Source organism: Pseudomonas frigoris (assembly GCF_047758635.1).
GTDB classification, from domain to species: domain Bacteria; phylum Pseudomonadota; class Gammaproteobacteria; order Pseudomonadales; family Pseudomonadaceae; genus Aquipseudomonas; species Aquipseudomonas frigoris.
This window is the reverse complement of the sequence record NZ_CP180479.1, coordinates 1,345,542-1,357,941: the sequence shown is the minus strand read 5'-3', so window position 1 is coordinate 1,357,941 and position 12,400 is coordinate 1,345,542. Positions and strand designations below refer to the sequence as shown.

The following is a 12,400-nucleotide window of genomic DNA, read 5'->3' as shown; positions in this document are numbered from 1 at the left end:
GGGGCGCCTTGCGCGCCCCGTCGATTGAGTAGAAGTTGAAACTTAGATCGCTTTCAGCGTGCCTTTTGGCAGCGTGGCGGCAATGGCGCCTTTCTGGAACTTCATTTCGATGGTGTCGGAAACTTCCAGAACAACGAAGTCGTCTGCCACTTTAGTGATCTTGCCGGCGATACCACCGGTGGTCACAACTTCGTCGCCTTTCTGCAGGCTGCTCAGCAGGTTTTTCTGCTCTTTGGCGCGCTTGGCCTGTGGACGCCAGATCATCAGGTAGAAGATGACCAGGAAACCGACCAGGAAAATCCACTCAAAACCACCACCCATAGGGCCGGCAGCAGCCGGTGCAGCAGCGTCAGCCATGGCATTAGAGATAAAAAAGCTCATTTAGCACTCCAGTTGCAAATGTTGAATCTTGGGGTCAGAAAACTCAGTCCAAAGGCGGAACAGGTAACCCGCGTTTGGCGTAGAAGGCATCGACAAAGGCGGCCAATGTACCCTGTTGAATAGCCTCGCGCAAACCAGCCATAAGCACCTGGTAATGGCGCAAATTGTGGATGGTATTCAACATGCTACCCAGCATTTCGCCGCACTTGTCCAGATGGTGCAGATAAGCACGGGAGAAGTTCTGGCAAGTGTAGCAATCGCAGGTCGGATCCAGCGGCGAATCATCATGGCGATGGAACGCGTTACGGATCTTCAGCACGCCTGTATCAATGAACAGATGCCCATTGCGGGCATTACGGGTTGGCATCACGCAATCGAACATGTCCACACCGCGGCGCACACCCTCAACCAGATCTTCCGGTTTGCCAACGCCCATAAGGTAACGAGGTTTGTCAGCCGGCATCTGACCCGGCAGGTAATCCAGGACCTTGATCATCTCGTGTTTCGGCTCGCCCACCGACAGACCGCCAATGGCCAGACCATCGAAACCGATATTGTCGAGACCTTCCAGGGAGCGCATGCGCAAATCCTGGTGCATACCGCCCTGAACGATGCCGAACAGCGCCGCCGTATTGTCGCCATGGGCTTCTTTCGAACGCTTGGCCCAACGCAACGACAGCTCCATCGATACCCGCGCGACGTCTTCGTCAGCCGGGTACGGGGTGCATTCGTCAAAGATCATCACGATGTCCGAGCCCAGATCACGCTGGACCTGCATCGACTCTTCCGGGCCCATGAACACTTTGGCGCCGTCGACAGGAGAAGCGAAGGTCACGCCCTCCTCCTTGATCTTGCGCATCGCGCCCAGGCTGAACACCTGGAAACCGCCGGAGTCGGTCAGAATCGGGCCTTTCCACTGCATGAAATCGTGCAGGTCGCCGTGTTTCTTGATCACTTCGGTGCCAGGACGCAGCCACAAGTGGAAGGTGTTACCCAGAATGATTTCCGCGCCGGTCGCGGTGATATCCCGCGGCAGCATGCCCTTGACGGTGCCATACGTGCCTACTGGCATGAACGCCGGGGTCTCGACGGTACCGCGCGGGAAGGTCAAACGACCGCGACGAGCCTTGCCGTCAGTGGCCAGCAGTTCAAACGACATACGACTCATACTGTTTCCTCAGGGCCGCGTGGCGCCGGATTACGGGTGATAAACATCGCATCACCGTAGCTGAAAAAGCGGTAACCATGCTCCACCGCTGCTTTATAGGCAGCCATGGCTTCGGGATAACCGGCGAACGCCGAAACCAGCATCAACAGCGTGGATTCGGGCAAATGGAAGTTGGTGACCAGGGCATCGACCACATGAAACGGCCGGCCTGGGTAGATAAAGATGTCGGTGTCGCCACTGAACGGCTTGAGCACGCCATCGCGTGCGGCACTTTCCAGGGAACGCACGCTGGTGGTCCCCACAGCCACCACACGACCACCGCGAGCACGGCAAGCCGCAACTGCATCGACCACGTCCTGGCCGACTTCCAGCCATTCGCTGTGCATGTGGTGATCTTCGATCTTCTCGACGCGCACCGGCTGGAAGGTGCCAGCGCCGACGTGCAAGGTCACGAACGCCGTCTCGACGCCCTTGGCGGCAATCGCCTCCATCAGCGGCTGATCGAAATGCAGCCCCGCCGTCGGCGCCGCTACCGCGCCCAAACGCTCGGCGTAGACCGTCTGATAACGCTCGCGGTCCGAGCCTTCATCCGGGCGGTCTATATAAGGAGGCAACGGCATGTGCCCGACGCGATCGAGCAGCGGCAACACCTCTTCGGCGAACCCCAACTCGAACAACGCATCATGACGCGCCAGCATCTCGGCTTCGCCACCGCCATCAATCAGGATCTTCGACCCCGGCTTCGGCGACTTGCTGGAACGCACATGGGCCAGCACGCGATGACTGTCCAGCACCCGCTCCACCAGGATTTCCAGCTTTCCGCCGGAAGCCTTCTGGCCAAACAGCCGCGCCGGAATCACCCGGGTATTGTTGAACACCATCAAATCGCCCGGGCGCAAATGCTCGAGCAAATCAGTGAATTGACGGTGTGCCAGGGCGCCGCTGACCCCATCAAGGGTCAACAGGCGACTGTTGCGACGCTCGGCCAAAGGGTGGCGAGCGATCAGCGAATCAGGGAGTTCGAAAGTAAAGTCAGCAACGCGCATGATGGGGTTCGTCTAGCAGGGGCCGGAAGTCTAGCCGAAATAGTGAAAATTCTCTATGTACCTGATTGACCGACGGTAATCTCATCTCTATACTTCGCCGCCATTGAGCCCTGATGGCGGAATTGGTAGACGCGGCGGATTCAAAATCCGTTTTCGCAAGAAGTGGGAGTTCGAGTCTCCCTCGGGGCACCAAAATTAAGAAAGGTCTTGCTTAGCAAGGCCTTTTTTTTCGCCTACAGAAAAGCCACCCCGCCCCCGTAGGAGCTGCCGAAGGCTGCGATCTTTTGATCTTGCTCTTCAACGCCACAACCCGAAACCGCTCGGCTAACGAATCAAGGATTCACACAATGGAATTGCCACTGGAAACCGTTGCCCTTTTCGCCCTCAAGCTGGCTTATGAGCGGGAAGGAGAAAGTCCGATTCTGCGGGATGATCCGATCATGAGTGATTATGAGCGGGAGGTGTTTGGGTTGTTGGTGCGGCGGGGGGATGTTGAGGGGATTCAGTTTAGGGTGGCGCACTGTGTAGGTTTGGCGCTGGACGCTATAGGCGGGGCTGAGACGCCGCTAGGGCGAGAGCTGCAACGGTTGTCAGCTGATTTCAGCAGTGCGCGGACAATGAAGCAGCTTAATGCGCCGCTCATTGCGCTTAAGGATTACCTAAAAGACATTCAATGAGTGAGCGGGTCAGGGCAAATTTGGTAACCCTTTACACCGACTAGTAGTGGCTGGGGTCTTGGCTGATATGGAAATATATCTGCCCACTTTTCAATTGCGTCAGAAGACAGCAACGAAAGACTTTTTCGGCATCACAAGGACGTATCAATGCGGCAAATCGCCCTTAGCAACAAGCCACTCAGAGGCATTCCCCGCCGCCTTCGCGCTCTGGAACGCTGGGCCTCCAGTTTTCGCGACGAGTTTCACCCGCGATCTGGGCACAAGGAGTGCTACACACATTGGAAGATCCCGGTGCACGCGGCATTGGTTGAAGGCCCTCAAGCCAGGATCGAAGTTCAGGCCTTCTGCATTCAGCAACTGCTCGAAGCCGCTGGCCACCTGTCCAACGCTGCAGACCACTCACAAGGCTACTACCGCGTCGCTTGTTTGCTGGTGTGGCCATGGGTTCATCAGAGCGAGATCACCCTCTTCTATGACCGGGACTATTATCTGGGTTTTCTCGGTGAAACTAACGCTCTCATGCCAGAGCGGATCAGTCATGCTCTTGCGCTGCACAAGCCAGTGAATTTCATCGAGCACGGGCATGACGTAACTCAACCTGACGATGAAGTCGCAGTACAGTGGTGGTGCATCGGGGAACCGGCCTGACGGCTTTGGCGAGCTGGCTCGCTCCCACACGGATTGTGGTGAGCTGACAGGCATTGCTTGACCCGAGTGCGTGAATAATAAATCTGTCCCCTTTTCCACGCCTTTTCCTCGCTAGCTGTACCGCCTGACAAACAGATTTACTCCCTCAAGCATCAATGAAATTCTCTTCCGATCACTTACCTCATCCCAAGTCCCATGAGCCGCGGCATTACGAACGCCACCCCAAGACTCAATATCTTTCACATCTTGTTTCGATACCTCTTCAGCTGTACGAAGTGCCTGTGCGTATGTGCTGATGCTCGGTTTTTTTCCATTTAGGTCTATACCCTTATCTTCGACCCAGGTGCGAAGAAACTCTTCGAGCGTCGCGCCAATCAACACGGCTGCGGCTGCAGGATGGCAATCAGCTCTTTCCAGTAGAGCATGTGCCTGTTGCAGAAAGTCGGACACAACATCTATTTCAGCCTGCCTCTTGGGCGATAGCTCGTCATGAAGCCCCGCTTCTATGTACGAAATGAAAGCATTGAGAACGGCCCTTGCTCCACGAATTCCGGAATCCGGGCTGAATCCAGCAAGAGCACATGCTTGTTTGTAAAACTCGCTGTCCTGTCCAGCGTAAGCCCGAAAAAACTCGCGTATCGCGGAAAGTACACCCAAGAAATGCATTTGCGACTGAGCGGGGATCTCGTCGACCAACTCTATGAGCAGTCGTGCCTTTTCAACTAGCTGCTCTGATGTCATGTATTATCTCCTCCTGCGTTCAGTTTTTTCATTTTGGTTCAAGTGGAGCGCCCTTAAATAATAAATCTGAACCCTTTCCAGATAATAAAAGTAAAACTCCTTTCATAGTTGTGCATAGGCCTTATCGAAATTCTCAAAAGCTTGCTCGACCTTGTATCGAAGCATTAAAGACGCAGAAAGTTTCACCATCGCCTCGAATAGCATGTGCCCTGATGGAACCTCACACTGACCAACGCAACGACCGGAAAAATCGCCGGGCTCATACGCATAGACCGTGTAGAAAACACCGCGAGGCTCTCGATTTAATCCGACGATGATATGCGTAACCGAGCTATCCCTAACGCTGGACTCAGGCAGTGAAAACTCCAATACATCTTCAAACGGAATTAACAAAGCAGAAGCAGACATTACAAAAAGACTCGCAACATCTAGCGACTCTTCTACGGACTTAAGGTCAGGGGCTTTGTATTCGTGCTCAAGAATATTTCGAATGTCGACTACTTTGCGCAAAAGGCTTGGTGCCAAAAGACCGAGCGCCCGCAATCGCTCTATTTTCTTCGGAACATTCCATCTGAGTGACGGATAACCAAAAGAAATCAGCAATTGATCAAGCTGACAGACAATCGCTCGTTTCGCATTGGTCGTTGCGTTAAAAAGCGCAGATAGACCGCCCCGCTCAAAATCGTCTTCTGCCAAGCTCAAGAAGTCGACAGGCGAAGTTTTGAACTCCGTCATCGTGAAACTGCCACCACCTGACGCTACTGCACACTTGCTCATATCGAATTCATGAGCGAGGCAAAACTCTTTGATATCCATCTTATGACCGAGCTGATGGGCAGCCCTAAGGGCCGCAGAAAAAATAGTCTATCAGTGACGCTACCGGGATGGTCGTACTGGCGATTTTGATAAGCGAACGATCATCAAGATTGCATAACAGCACCTACTTATGCGGTAGCTACTTGCCGGTTAGACCATAGCCGGTTTTGGCTTCAACCCAGTTGTTATTGAAGGAGACTGCAACGTCGTTGAGAACCGTAATAGCGTCCTCAAGCCGGAAATGAGGAGGAATCTCATTTTTCAGCTCGGGTGGTTAGGAATGACGTCGTCGAGGTTGCAGGAACAGAATCTGCACGATACCCTCCCACCGTCGCTGCCAATTCAGCGACCGGGTGTGGAAACCCGTGTAATTCAAGGCGCAACAGCGCCCCCATCACGTCTGCCGGCGCTTTTTTTATGCCTGCGGCGTGAGTTATGGCGGCTGTGCGTGGGACGTCTTCGGGCGTGCCGGTTTCCTTGATTCCCGGTTTTCCACCCTGCGCACAGCTGTCACCCATTCGTGTGGAAACGAATGCGGCAGCTTCACATATCAAGGAGTCTGATAATGCGCAGCATCAATCCGTACAAAATTTGGCTGTTCCCTCTACGCAATTCCCAATCGCGTAACGCCCCACCATCCACCCTCTCCCACCGCCTCTCCGTCCTCGGAGGTGGCCAATGACCGATCAACCCGAACTCAAAACCATCGGCTTAACCCCCGCCATCTACTGCTCCGATCAACCACTATTCCATGTCACTCGCGGCGTCCCCCTCGGCGATGCGTTATCGATGGCTTCTGACTTCCTGTTCCTAGCCAAGAAGCTGAACGAAGATGCCGCCTACACCACAGACACCGACCGTCACTCCTGGGCCGCGCATTATTTGACGGCGATGAGTAAGGCGGTGGTGGATGATGCGGTGAAGGTGCTGAATCGGGATCGGGACAATGAGATGGCGTCTAAGCGGGCGGGGGCGAAGGCTGAAGCTTAGTGTTTGAGGCCTGTGGGGTGTGGGTGGCTTGCGATAGTGGCAGCTGATTCAGCATTTGTGTTGGTTGGGCTGGCGCTATCGCGAGCAGGCTCGCTCCCACAGGGATTGCAGTGAGCTACAGGCATTATTTGGCCCGACTAGGTGGCTGGGTTGTCATTGCGGGGCATCTTCAGCATTGATGGTGGCTGATCCGGCGCTTTCGCGAGCAAGCTCGCTCCCACAGGGGGGGGTTGTGGGGTGATTGGGATTTTGGATTTGGCCTCGAGGTTTTTCGGGTTTTTTTATTATTTGGCTCGGGGTGAATGGCTTTCGGTTTACAGCGGGATAGATCAACGCATCTGCACCCTGGAATGCTCACGGATCTGATGCTGTTTCTTGCCTGTAATGCTTGCTATACATCAGGCATCGACAGGCCCTCAGGGCATTAGGCCGGTGAGTGAACGCCCGCACCCCACTCATCTAGACTTAATGGATAGTCGTAGGCAGAACCGAACACGTCGCTTTGGTGCAGTTCGATCAATAGCAGCGTGGCAAGCTGCCTTAATGCCCTTATAGAGGTGCGGCAAAGACCGCGCCGGGCACAACAAGATGCCCGCTCAGGGTGCCCTGGCCAACGGCCTGAAATTGCCACGATACCGTGACGTGGTGTGAGTGCCGCAGCCGACACTTTCGGACGACCGACAACCCTCTGGTTTGTCCGTGACCGTGAGGAATGCTGAATGCCTGATGAGATGTTGCAATTGCCTATGGTCAACAGCGTGCTGGAGCGCCACAAGGGCTCTGCGGGTGCACTGTTGCCGATTCTTCATGAGATTCAGGCGGGCATCGGTTATATCCCCGATGCCGCCATCCCCGAGATTGCCCACGCGCTGAACCTGAGTCAGGCCGAGGTTCGCGGGGTGATCAGCTTTTACCATGACTTCCGTACCGCGCCTCCGGCCCGGCATATCCTGCGTCTGTGCCGGGCTGAGTCCTGCAAGAGTCGCGGCGCCGAGCAGTTGGCCGCGCAGTTACGCGAACGTCTGCAGCTGGACGACCATGGCAGCAGCGCCGACGGCAGCATCAGTTTGCGCCCGGTGTATTGCCTCGGCGCCTGCGCCTGTTCGCCCGCGCTGGAGCTGGATGGTCAGGTGCATGCGCGGCTCAGTGCCGAGCGTCTGGATGCCCTGCTTGATGCTTGCCGGGAGGACGCATGATGTCGCGCCTCTATCTGCCCAGTGATTCTCTGGCCCGCGCCGTGGGTGCCGACGAAGTGGCGGTCGCCCTTGCCGCGAAGGCCCAGGAACACAATCTGCCGCTGGACCTGCAACGCACCAGCTCGCGCGGCCTGTATTGGCTTGAACCGCTGCTGGAAATGGACACCCCGCAAGGCCGGATCGGCTTTGGCCCGCTGACTGCGGCCGATGTGCCATCCGTGCTCGAAGCGCTGCAGGGCGAGCCGTCTGCTCATCCGCTGGCCTTGGGGTTGGTGGAGGAATTGCCTTATCTGAAGACGCAACAACGCCTGCTGTTTGCCCGCGCCGGCATCACCCGGCCGCTTTACCTCGACGATTACCGGGATCACGGCGGTTTCGAGGGGTTGAAAAGGGCCGTCGCCATCGGTGGCGAACAGACCGCGACCGCGGTGTTCGATTCAGGCCTGCGTGGCCGTGGCGGCGCAGCCTTCCCCGCCGGGATCAAATGGCGCACGGTGCGCGCCACCCAGGCTGCTCAGAAGTACATTGTGTGCAACGCCGACGAAGGCGACTCAGGCACCTTCGCCGATCGCATGTTGATGGAAGGCGACCCCTTCCTGCTGATCGAAGGCATGGCCATTGCCGGCATCACCGTCGGCGCCAGTTACGGCTACATCTATGTGCGCTCGGAATACCCGGATGCCGTGGCGACACTGCGTGCGGCACTGGACATCGCCCGGACCGCCGGTTACCTCGGCGCCAATATCGGCGGCAGCGGCCAGGCCTTCGATATGGAAGTGCGGGTCGGTGCCGGCGCTTACATCTGCGGTGAGGAAACCGCGCTGCTGGACTCGCTCGAAGGCAAGCGCGGAATCGTCCGCGCCAAACCACCGATCCCCGCTTTGAAGGGTTTGTTTGGCCTGCCGACGCTGGTGCACAACGTGCTGACCCTGGCCTCGGTGCCGCTGATTCTGGCCAAAGGTGCGCAGTTCTATCGCGATTACGGCATGGGCCGCTCCCTGGGCACCATGCCTTTCCAGCTGGCGGGCAATATTCGTCGCGGTGGCCTGGTGGAACGGGCTTTTGGCCTGACCCTGCGGGAACTGGTGGAAGACTACGGCGGTGGTACCGCCAGTGGCCGGCCGCTGAAAGCCGCTCAGGTTGGCGGCCCGCTCGGTGCCTGGGTGCCACCGTCGCAATTCGACACGCCGCTGGATTACGAAGCCTTCGCGGGCATCGGCGCGATGCTCGGTCACGGCGGTGTGGTGGTGGCTGACGACAGCCTGGACATGGCCCACATGGCGCGCTTCGCCATGCAGTTCTGCGCCGAGGAATCCTGTGGCAAATGCACCCCGTGCCGCATCGGCTCGACCCGGGGCGTGGAGGTGATCGACCGCCTGCTGGCTGCGCCTGACCAGAGCGGTCGTGATGAGCAGGTGATCATCCTCAAGGACCTGTGCGACACCCTGCAATACGGTTCGCTGTGCGCGTTGGGCGGCATGGTCTCCTTTCCGGTAGCCAGCGCCCTCAAGCACTTCCCCGCCGACTTCGGTCTGCAAGCCTCGGAGGCCGACCAATGATCACCCTCTTCGACCCGAACACCGATATCGATCTTGGCACTCCGGCCCGCGACAGCCAGGTGCAGGTCACCCTGAACATCGATGGCCGCAGCATCAGCGTGCCCGAAGGCACTTCGGTGATGCGCGCCGCCGCGCTGCTGGGCACCACCATTCCTAAACTGTGCGCCACCGACAGCCTGGAAGCCTTCGGCTCCTGCCGCATGTGCTTGGTGGAGATCGATGGCATGCGCGGCTACCCGGCGTCCTGCACCACGCCGGTCAGCGAAGGCATGAGCGTGCACACCCAGACGCCAAAACTCGCGACCCTGCGCCGCAACGTCATGGAGCTGTACATCTCCGATCACCCGCTGGACTGCCTGACCTGCTCGGCCAACGGCAACTGCGAGCTGCAAACCGTCGCCGGTCAGGTTGGCCTGCGGGAGGTGCGTTACGGCTATGAAGGCGACAACCATCTGGCCGACACGAAGGACACCTCCAACCCCTACTTCGACTTCGACCCGAGCAAGTGCATCGTCTGCAACCGTTGCGTGCGCGCCTGCGAGGAAACCCAAGGCACCTTCGCCCTGACCATTACCGGGCGCGGGTTTGAATCCCGGGTTGCGGCCGCCGGTGGCGAGAACTTCCTCGATTCGGAATGTGTGTCCTGCGGCGCCTGTGTACAGGCCTGTCCGACCGCAACCCTGATGGAAAAAAGCGTGGTCGAACTGGGTCAGCCCGAACGCAGCGTGATCACCACCTGTGCCTATTGCGGCGTGGGCTGCTCGTTCCGCGCCGAGATGAAAGGCGACAAGCTGGTGCGCATGGTTCCCGACAAGAATGGCCAGGCCAACCACGGCCACTCCTGCGTCAAAGGACGCTTTGCCTGGGGCTACGCCACCCACCCGGATCGCATCACCAAGCCGATGATCCGCAAACACATCAACGATCCCTGGCAGGAAGTCAGCTGGGATGAAGCGGTGACCTACGCCGCCAGCGAATTCCGCCGGTTGCAGCAAAAATATGGCCGCGACTCCATTGGTGGCATCACCTCCAGCCGTTGCACCAACGAAGAAACCTACCTGGTGCAAAAACTGGTGCGCGCCGCGTTCGGCAACAACAACGTCGACACCTGTGCGCGGGTTTGCCACTCGCCGACCGGCTATGGCCTGAAACAAACCCTTGGCGAGTCCGCCGGCACCCAGAGTTTCGATTCGGTGATGCAGGCCGACGTGATCCTGGTGATGGGCGCCAACCCCAGTGACGCCCACCCGGTGTTCGCCTCCCAGCTCAAACGCCGCCTGCGTGAAGGCGCGCGACTGATTGTCATCGATCCGCGACGCATTGATCTGGTGGACTCGGTGCATGCCCGCGCCGAACTGCACCTGGCCCTGCGCCCGGGCACCAACGTCGCCATGCTCAACGCCCTGGCCCACGTCATCGTCACCGAAGGCCTGTTGAACCAAGCCTTTATCGACGCCCGTTGCGAGGATAACGAATTCGCCCACTGGCGCGAGTTCGTCAGCCGCGCGGAAAACTCGCCGGAAGTCCTTGGCGCCATCTGCGGCGTAGAACCCGCCGACATCCGCGCCGCCGCCCGTTTGTATGCCACGGGAGGCAACGCGGCGATCTACTACGGCCTGGGCGTCACCGAACACAGCCAGGGCAGCACCGCGGTCATGGGCATCGCCAACCTGGCCATGGCCACCGGCAACATCGGCCGCGAAGGCGTGGGCGTGAACCCGCTGCGTGGTCAGAACAACGTTCAGGGCTCCTGCGACATGGGTTCTTTCCCCCACGAGCTGCCCGGCTACCGACACATCTCCAACGAGGTGGTACGGACGCAGTTCGAACAGGCCTGGAATGTCACCCTGCAACCCGACCCGGGCCTGCGCATCCCCAACATGTTCGAAGCCGCCCTCAGCGGCAGCTTCAAGGGCCTGTATTGCCAGGGCGAGGACATCGCCCAGAGCGACCCGAATACCCAACACGTCACCGCAGCCCTGTCCGCCATGGAGTGCATCGTGGTGCAGGACATTTTCCTCAACGAAACCGCCAAGTTCGCCCACGTGTTCCTGCCGGGCTGCTCGTTCCTGGAAAAAGACGGCACCTTCACCAACGCCGAGCGACGCATCTCCCGGGTGCGCAAAGTCATGGAGCCTCTGGGCGGCAAGGCCGACTGGGAAGGCACCGTGGCCCTGGCCAACGCTCTGGGCTACCCGATGAACTACAAGCACCCGTCGGAAATCATGGATGAAATCGCCAGCCTGACGCCGACCTTCACCAACGTCAGCTACACCGAACTGGACCGCCACGGCAGCCTGCAATGGCCGTGCAACGCCGCGGCACCGGACGGCACGCCGACCATGCACATCGAGGAATTCGTGCGCGGCAAGGGGCGTTTCATGCTCACCGGCTACGTGCCTACCGAGGAGAAGGTCAACAATCGCTATCCGCTTCTGCTGACTACCGGGCGCATCCTCAGCCAGTACAACGTCGGCGCCCAGACACGGCGTACCGACAACGTCGCCTGGCACGATGAAGACCGCCTGGAAATCCACCCCACCGACGCCGAAAGCCGTGGCATCAACGAAGGTGACTGGGTCGGCATCGGCAGCCGCGCCGGACAGACCGTACTGCGTGCGCGGGTCACCGAACGGGTCGCCCCGGGCGTGGTGTACACCACGTTCCACTTCCCGGAATCGGGGGCCAACGTCATCACCACCGACAACTCCGACTGGGCGACCAACTGTCCGGAGTACAAGGTCACCGCCGTGGAAGTCAGCCGCGTCTACCACCCTTCCGAGTGGCAAAAACGCTATCAGGAGTTCAGCGACAACCAGCACCGTCTGCTCAACGAACGCCGTCAGGCGCGTGGCACTAAAGCCGAGGTACGCCGATGAGCACTGAAAATCTGATCAAAATGGCCAACCAGATCGCCCAGTACTTCGCCAGCCAACCGGACCAGCAACAGGCCGTGCTCGGCGTGCGTAATCACCTGCAGATGTACTGGACGCCCGGCATGCGCAAGGAATTGCTGGCCTGGCAGACCGAGCATCAGGGGGCAGACTTGCACCCACTGGCGCAGGCTGCGGTCAGTGGGGCGGGCTGGGAGGCTTAGGTTCACACGATCCCTTGGAATTGCCCCTTGGGCGAAGGGGCTAATACCGGTCAGTTAAGGGGGTAAACACCGCAACCTGTG

12 protein-coding genes and 1 tRNA gene are annotated in these 12,400 nt (G+C 58.6%); 8 read left to right on the top strand and 5 right to left on the bottom strand.

What is annotated here, in order from left to right; translation table 11 throughout:
• Positions 1-42 precede the first annotated feature (42 nt).
• The 3 genes from yajC to queA are packed head-to-tail and all read right to left on the bottom strand — an operon-like array spanning position 43 to position 2,595.
• On the bottom strand, positions 43-381 hold the full coding sequence (yajC, locus tag ACMXYH_RS06120; RefSeq protein ID WP_111450288.1) for a preprotein translocase subunit YajC: 339 nt from the start codon (positions 379-381) through the stop codon (positions 43-45).
• Positions 382-424: 43 nt separating this feature from the next.
• Positions 425-1,540 carry a tRNA guanosine(34) transglycosylase Tgt gene (gene tgt / locus ACMXYH_RS06115; protein WP_161990833.1) on the bottom strand — a complete coding sequence of 372 codons (1,116 nt, stop codon included), beginning with the start codon at positions 1,538-1,540 and terminating at the stop codon, positions 425-427.
• Between the two features lie 5 nt (positions 1,541-1,545).
• Entirely contained in the window at positions 1,546-2,595 is a 1,050-nt protein-coding gene (gene queA, locus ACMXYH_RS06110) for a tRNA preQ1(34) S-adenosylmethionine ribosyltransferase-isomerase QueA (RefSeq protein WP_064679573.1), read from the bottom strand.
• A 107-nt stretch (positions 2,596-2,702) separates the two neighbouring features.
• Here queA and ACMXYH_RS06105 point away from each other — a divergent pair.
• The 3 genes from ACMXYH_RS06105 (at position 2,703) to ACMXYH_RS06095 (ending at position 3,920) form a co-directional block, all read left to right on the top strand.
• A tRNA-Leu gene (locus ACMXYH_RS06105) sits at positions 2,703-2,787 on the top strand.
• A 155-nt stretch (positions 2,788-2,942) separates the two neighbouring features.
• The gene (locus ACMXYH_RS06100; protein ID WP_415766599.1) at positions 2,943-3,272 is read left to right on the top strand and encodes a hypothetical protein; all 330 of its coding nucleotides are present in this window, start codon (positions 2,943-2,945) and stop codon (positions 3,270-3,272) included.
• A gap of 147 nt (positions 3,273-3,419) precedes the next feature.
• On the top strand, positions 3,420-3,920 hold the full coding sequence (locus ACMXYH_RS06095) for a DUF3916 domain-containing protein (RefSeq protein ID WP_415766598.1): 501 nt from the start codon (positions 3,420-3,422) through the stop codon (positions 3,918-3,920).
• Between the two features lie 111 nt (positions 3,921-4,031).
• Here the strand turns inward: ACMXYH_RS06095 and ACMXYH_RS06090 are convergent, their stop codons facing one another.
• Positions 4,032-4,661 carry a hypothetical protein gene (locus ACMXYH_RS06090; RefSeq protein ID WP_415766597.1) on the bottom strand — a complete coding sequence of 210 codons (630 nt, stop codon included), beginning with the start codon at positions 4,659-4,661 and terminating at the stop codon, positions 4,032-4,034.
• 102 nt (positions 4,662-4,763) lie between these two features.
• Positions 4,764-5,477 carry a hypothetical protein gene (locus ACMXYH_RS06085; protein ID WP_415766596.1) on the bottom strand — a complete coding sequence of 238 codons (714 nt, stop codon included), beginning with the start codon at positions 5,475-5,477 and terminating at the stop codon, positions 4,764-4,766.
• Positions 5,478-6,155: 678 nt separating this feature from the next.
• Between ACMXYH_RS06085 and ACMXYH_RS06080 the strand changes: the two genes are divergently transcribed.
• From ACMXYH_RS06080 to ACMXYH_RS06060, 5 genes are all read left to right on the top strand, one after another.
• On the top strand, positions 6,156-6,467 hold the full coding sequence (locus ACMXYH_RS06080; RefSeq protein ID WP_415766595.1) for a DUF3077 domain-containing protein: 312 nt from the start codon (positions 6,156-6,158) through the stop codon (positions 6,465-6,467).
• Positions 6,468-7,186: 719 nt separating this feature from the next.
• The gene (locus ACMXYH_RS06075) at positions 7,187-7,663 is read left to right on the top strand and encodes a formate dehydrogenase subunit gamma (RefSeq protein ID WP_415766594.1); all 477 of its coding nucleotides are present in this window, start codon (positions 7,187-7,189) and stop codon (positions 7,661-7,663) included.
• Positions 7,663-9,222 (top strand): formate dehydrogenase beta subunit, encoded by a 1,560-nt coding sequence (locus ACMXYH_RS06070; protein ID WP_415767659.1) that lies wholly within the window; start codon positions 7,663-7,665, stop codon positions 9,220-9,222. The genes ACMXYH_RS06075 and ACMXYH_RS06070 overlap by 1 nt, the downstream gene beginning before the upstream one ends.
• Entirely contained in the window at positions 9,219-12,101 is a 2,883-nt protein-coding gene (gene fdhF, locus ACMXYH_RS06065; protein ID WP_415766593.1) for a formate dehydrogenase subunit alpha, read from the top strand. The genes ACMXYH_RS06070 and fdhF overlap by 4 nt, the downstream gene beginning before the upstream one ends.
• On the top strand, positions 12,098-12,319 hold the full coding sequence (locus ACMXYH_RS06060; RefSeq protein ID WP_095131521.1) for a formate dehydrogenase subunit delta: 222 nt from the start codon (positions 12,098-12,100) through the stop codon (positions 12,317-12,319). Before fdhF ends, ACMXYH_RS06060 begins: the two co-directional genes overlap by 4 nt.
• The last annotated feature ends 81 nt before the right edge of the window (positions 12,320-12,400 follow it).

Bases quoted from the DNA above. Each gene is read 5' to 3' on its own strand.
- yajC (WP_111450288.1), bottom strand. From the start codon at position 381: ATGAGCTTTTTTATCTCTAATGCCATGGCTGACGCTGCTGCACCGGCT.
- tgt (WP_161990833.1), bottom strand. From the start codon at position 1,540: ATGTCGTTTGAACTGCTGGCCACTGACGGCAAGGCTCGTCGCGGTCGT.
- queA (WP_064679573.1), bottom strand. From the start codon at position 2,595: ATGCGCGTTGCTGACTTTACTTTCGAACTCCCTGATTCGCTGATCGCT.
- ACMXYH_RS06100 (WP_415766599.1), top strand. From the start codon at position 2,943: ATGGAATTGCCACTGGAAACCGTTGCCCTTTTCGCCCTCAAGCTGGCT.
- ACMXYH_RS06095 (WP_415766598.1), top strand. From the start codon at position 3,420: ATGCGGCAAATCGCCCTTAGCAACAAGCCACTCAGAGGCATTCCCCGC.
- ACMXYH_RS06090 (WP_415766597.1), bottom strand. From the start codon at position 4,661: ATGACATCAGAGCAGCTAGTTGAAAAGGCACGACTGCTCATAGAGTTG.
- ACMXYH_RS06085 (WP_415766596.1), bottom strand. From the start codon at position 5,477: ATGGATATCAAAGAGTTTTGCCTCGCTCATGAATTCGATATGAGCAAG.
- ACMXYH_RS06080 (WP_415766595.1), top strand. From the start codon at position 6,156: ATGACCGATCAACCCGAACTCAAAACCATCGGCTTAACCCCCGCCATC.
- ACMXYH_RS06075 (WP_415766594.1), top strand. From the start codon at position 7,187: ATGCCTGATGAGATGTTGCAATTGCCTATGGTCAACAGCGTGCTGGAG.
- ACMXYH_RS06070 (WP_415767659.1), top strand. From the start codon at position 7,663: ATGTCGCGCCTCTATCTGCCCAGTGATTCTCTGGCCCGCGCCGTGGGT.
- fdhF (WP_415766593.1), top strand. From the start codon at position 9,219: ATGATCACCCTCTTCGACCCGAACACCGATATCGATCTTGGCACTCCG.
- ACMXYH_RS06060 (WP_095131521.1), top strand. From the start codon at position 12,098: ATGAGCACTGAAAATCTGATCAAAATGGCCAACCAGATCGCCCAGTAC.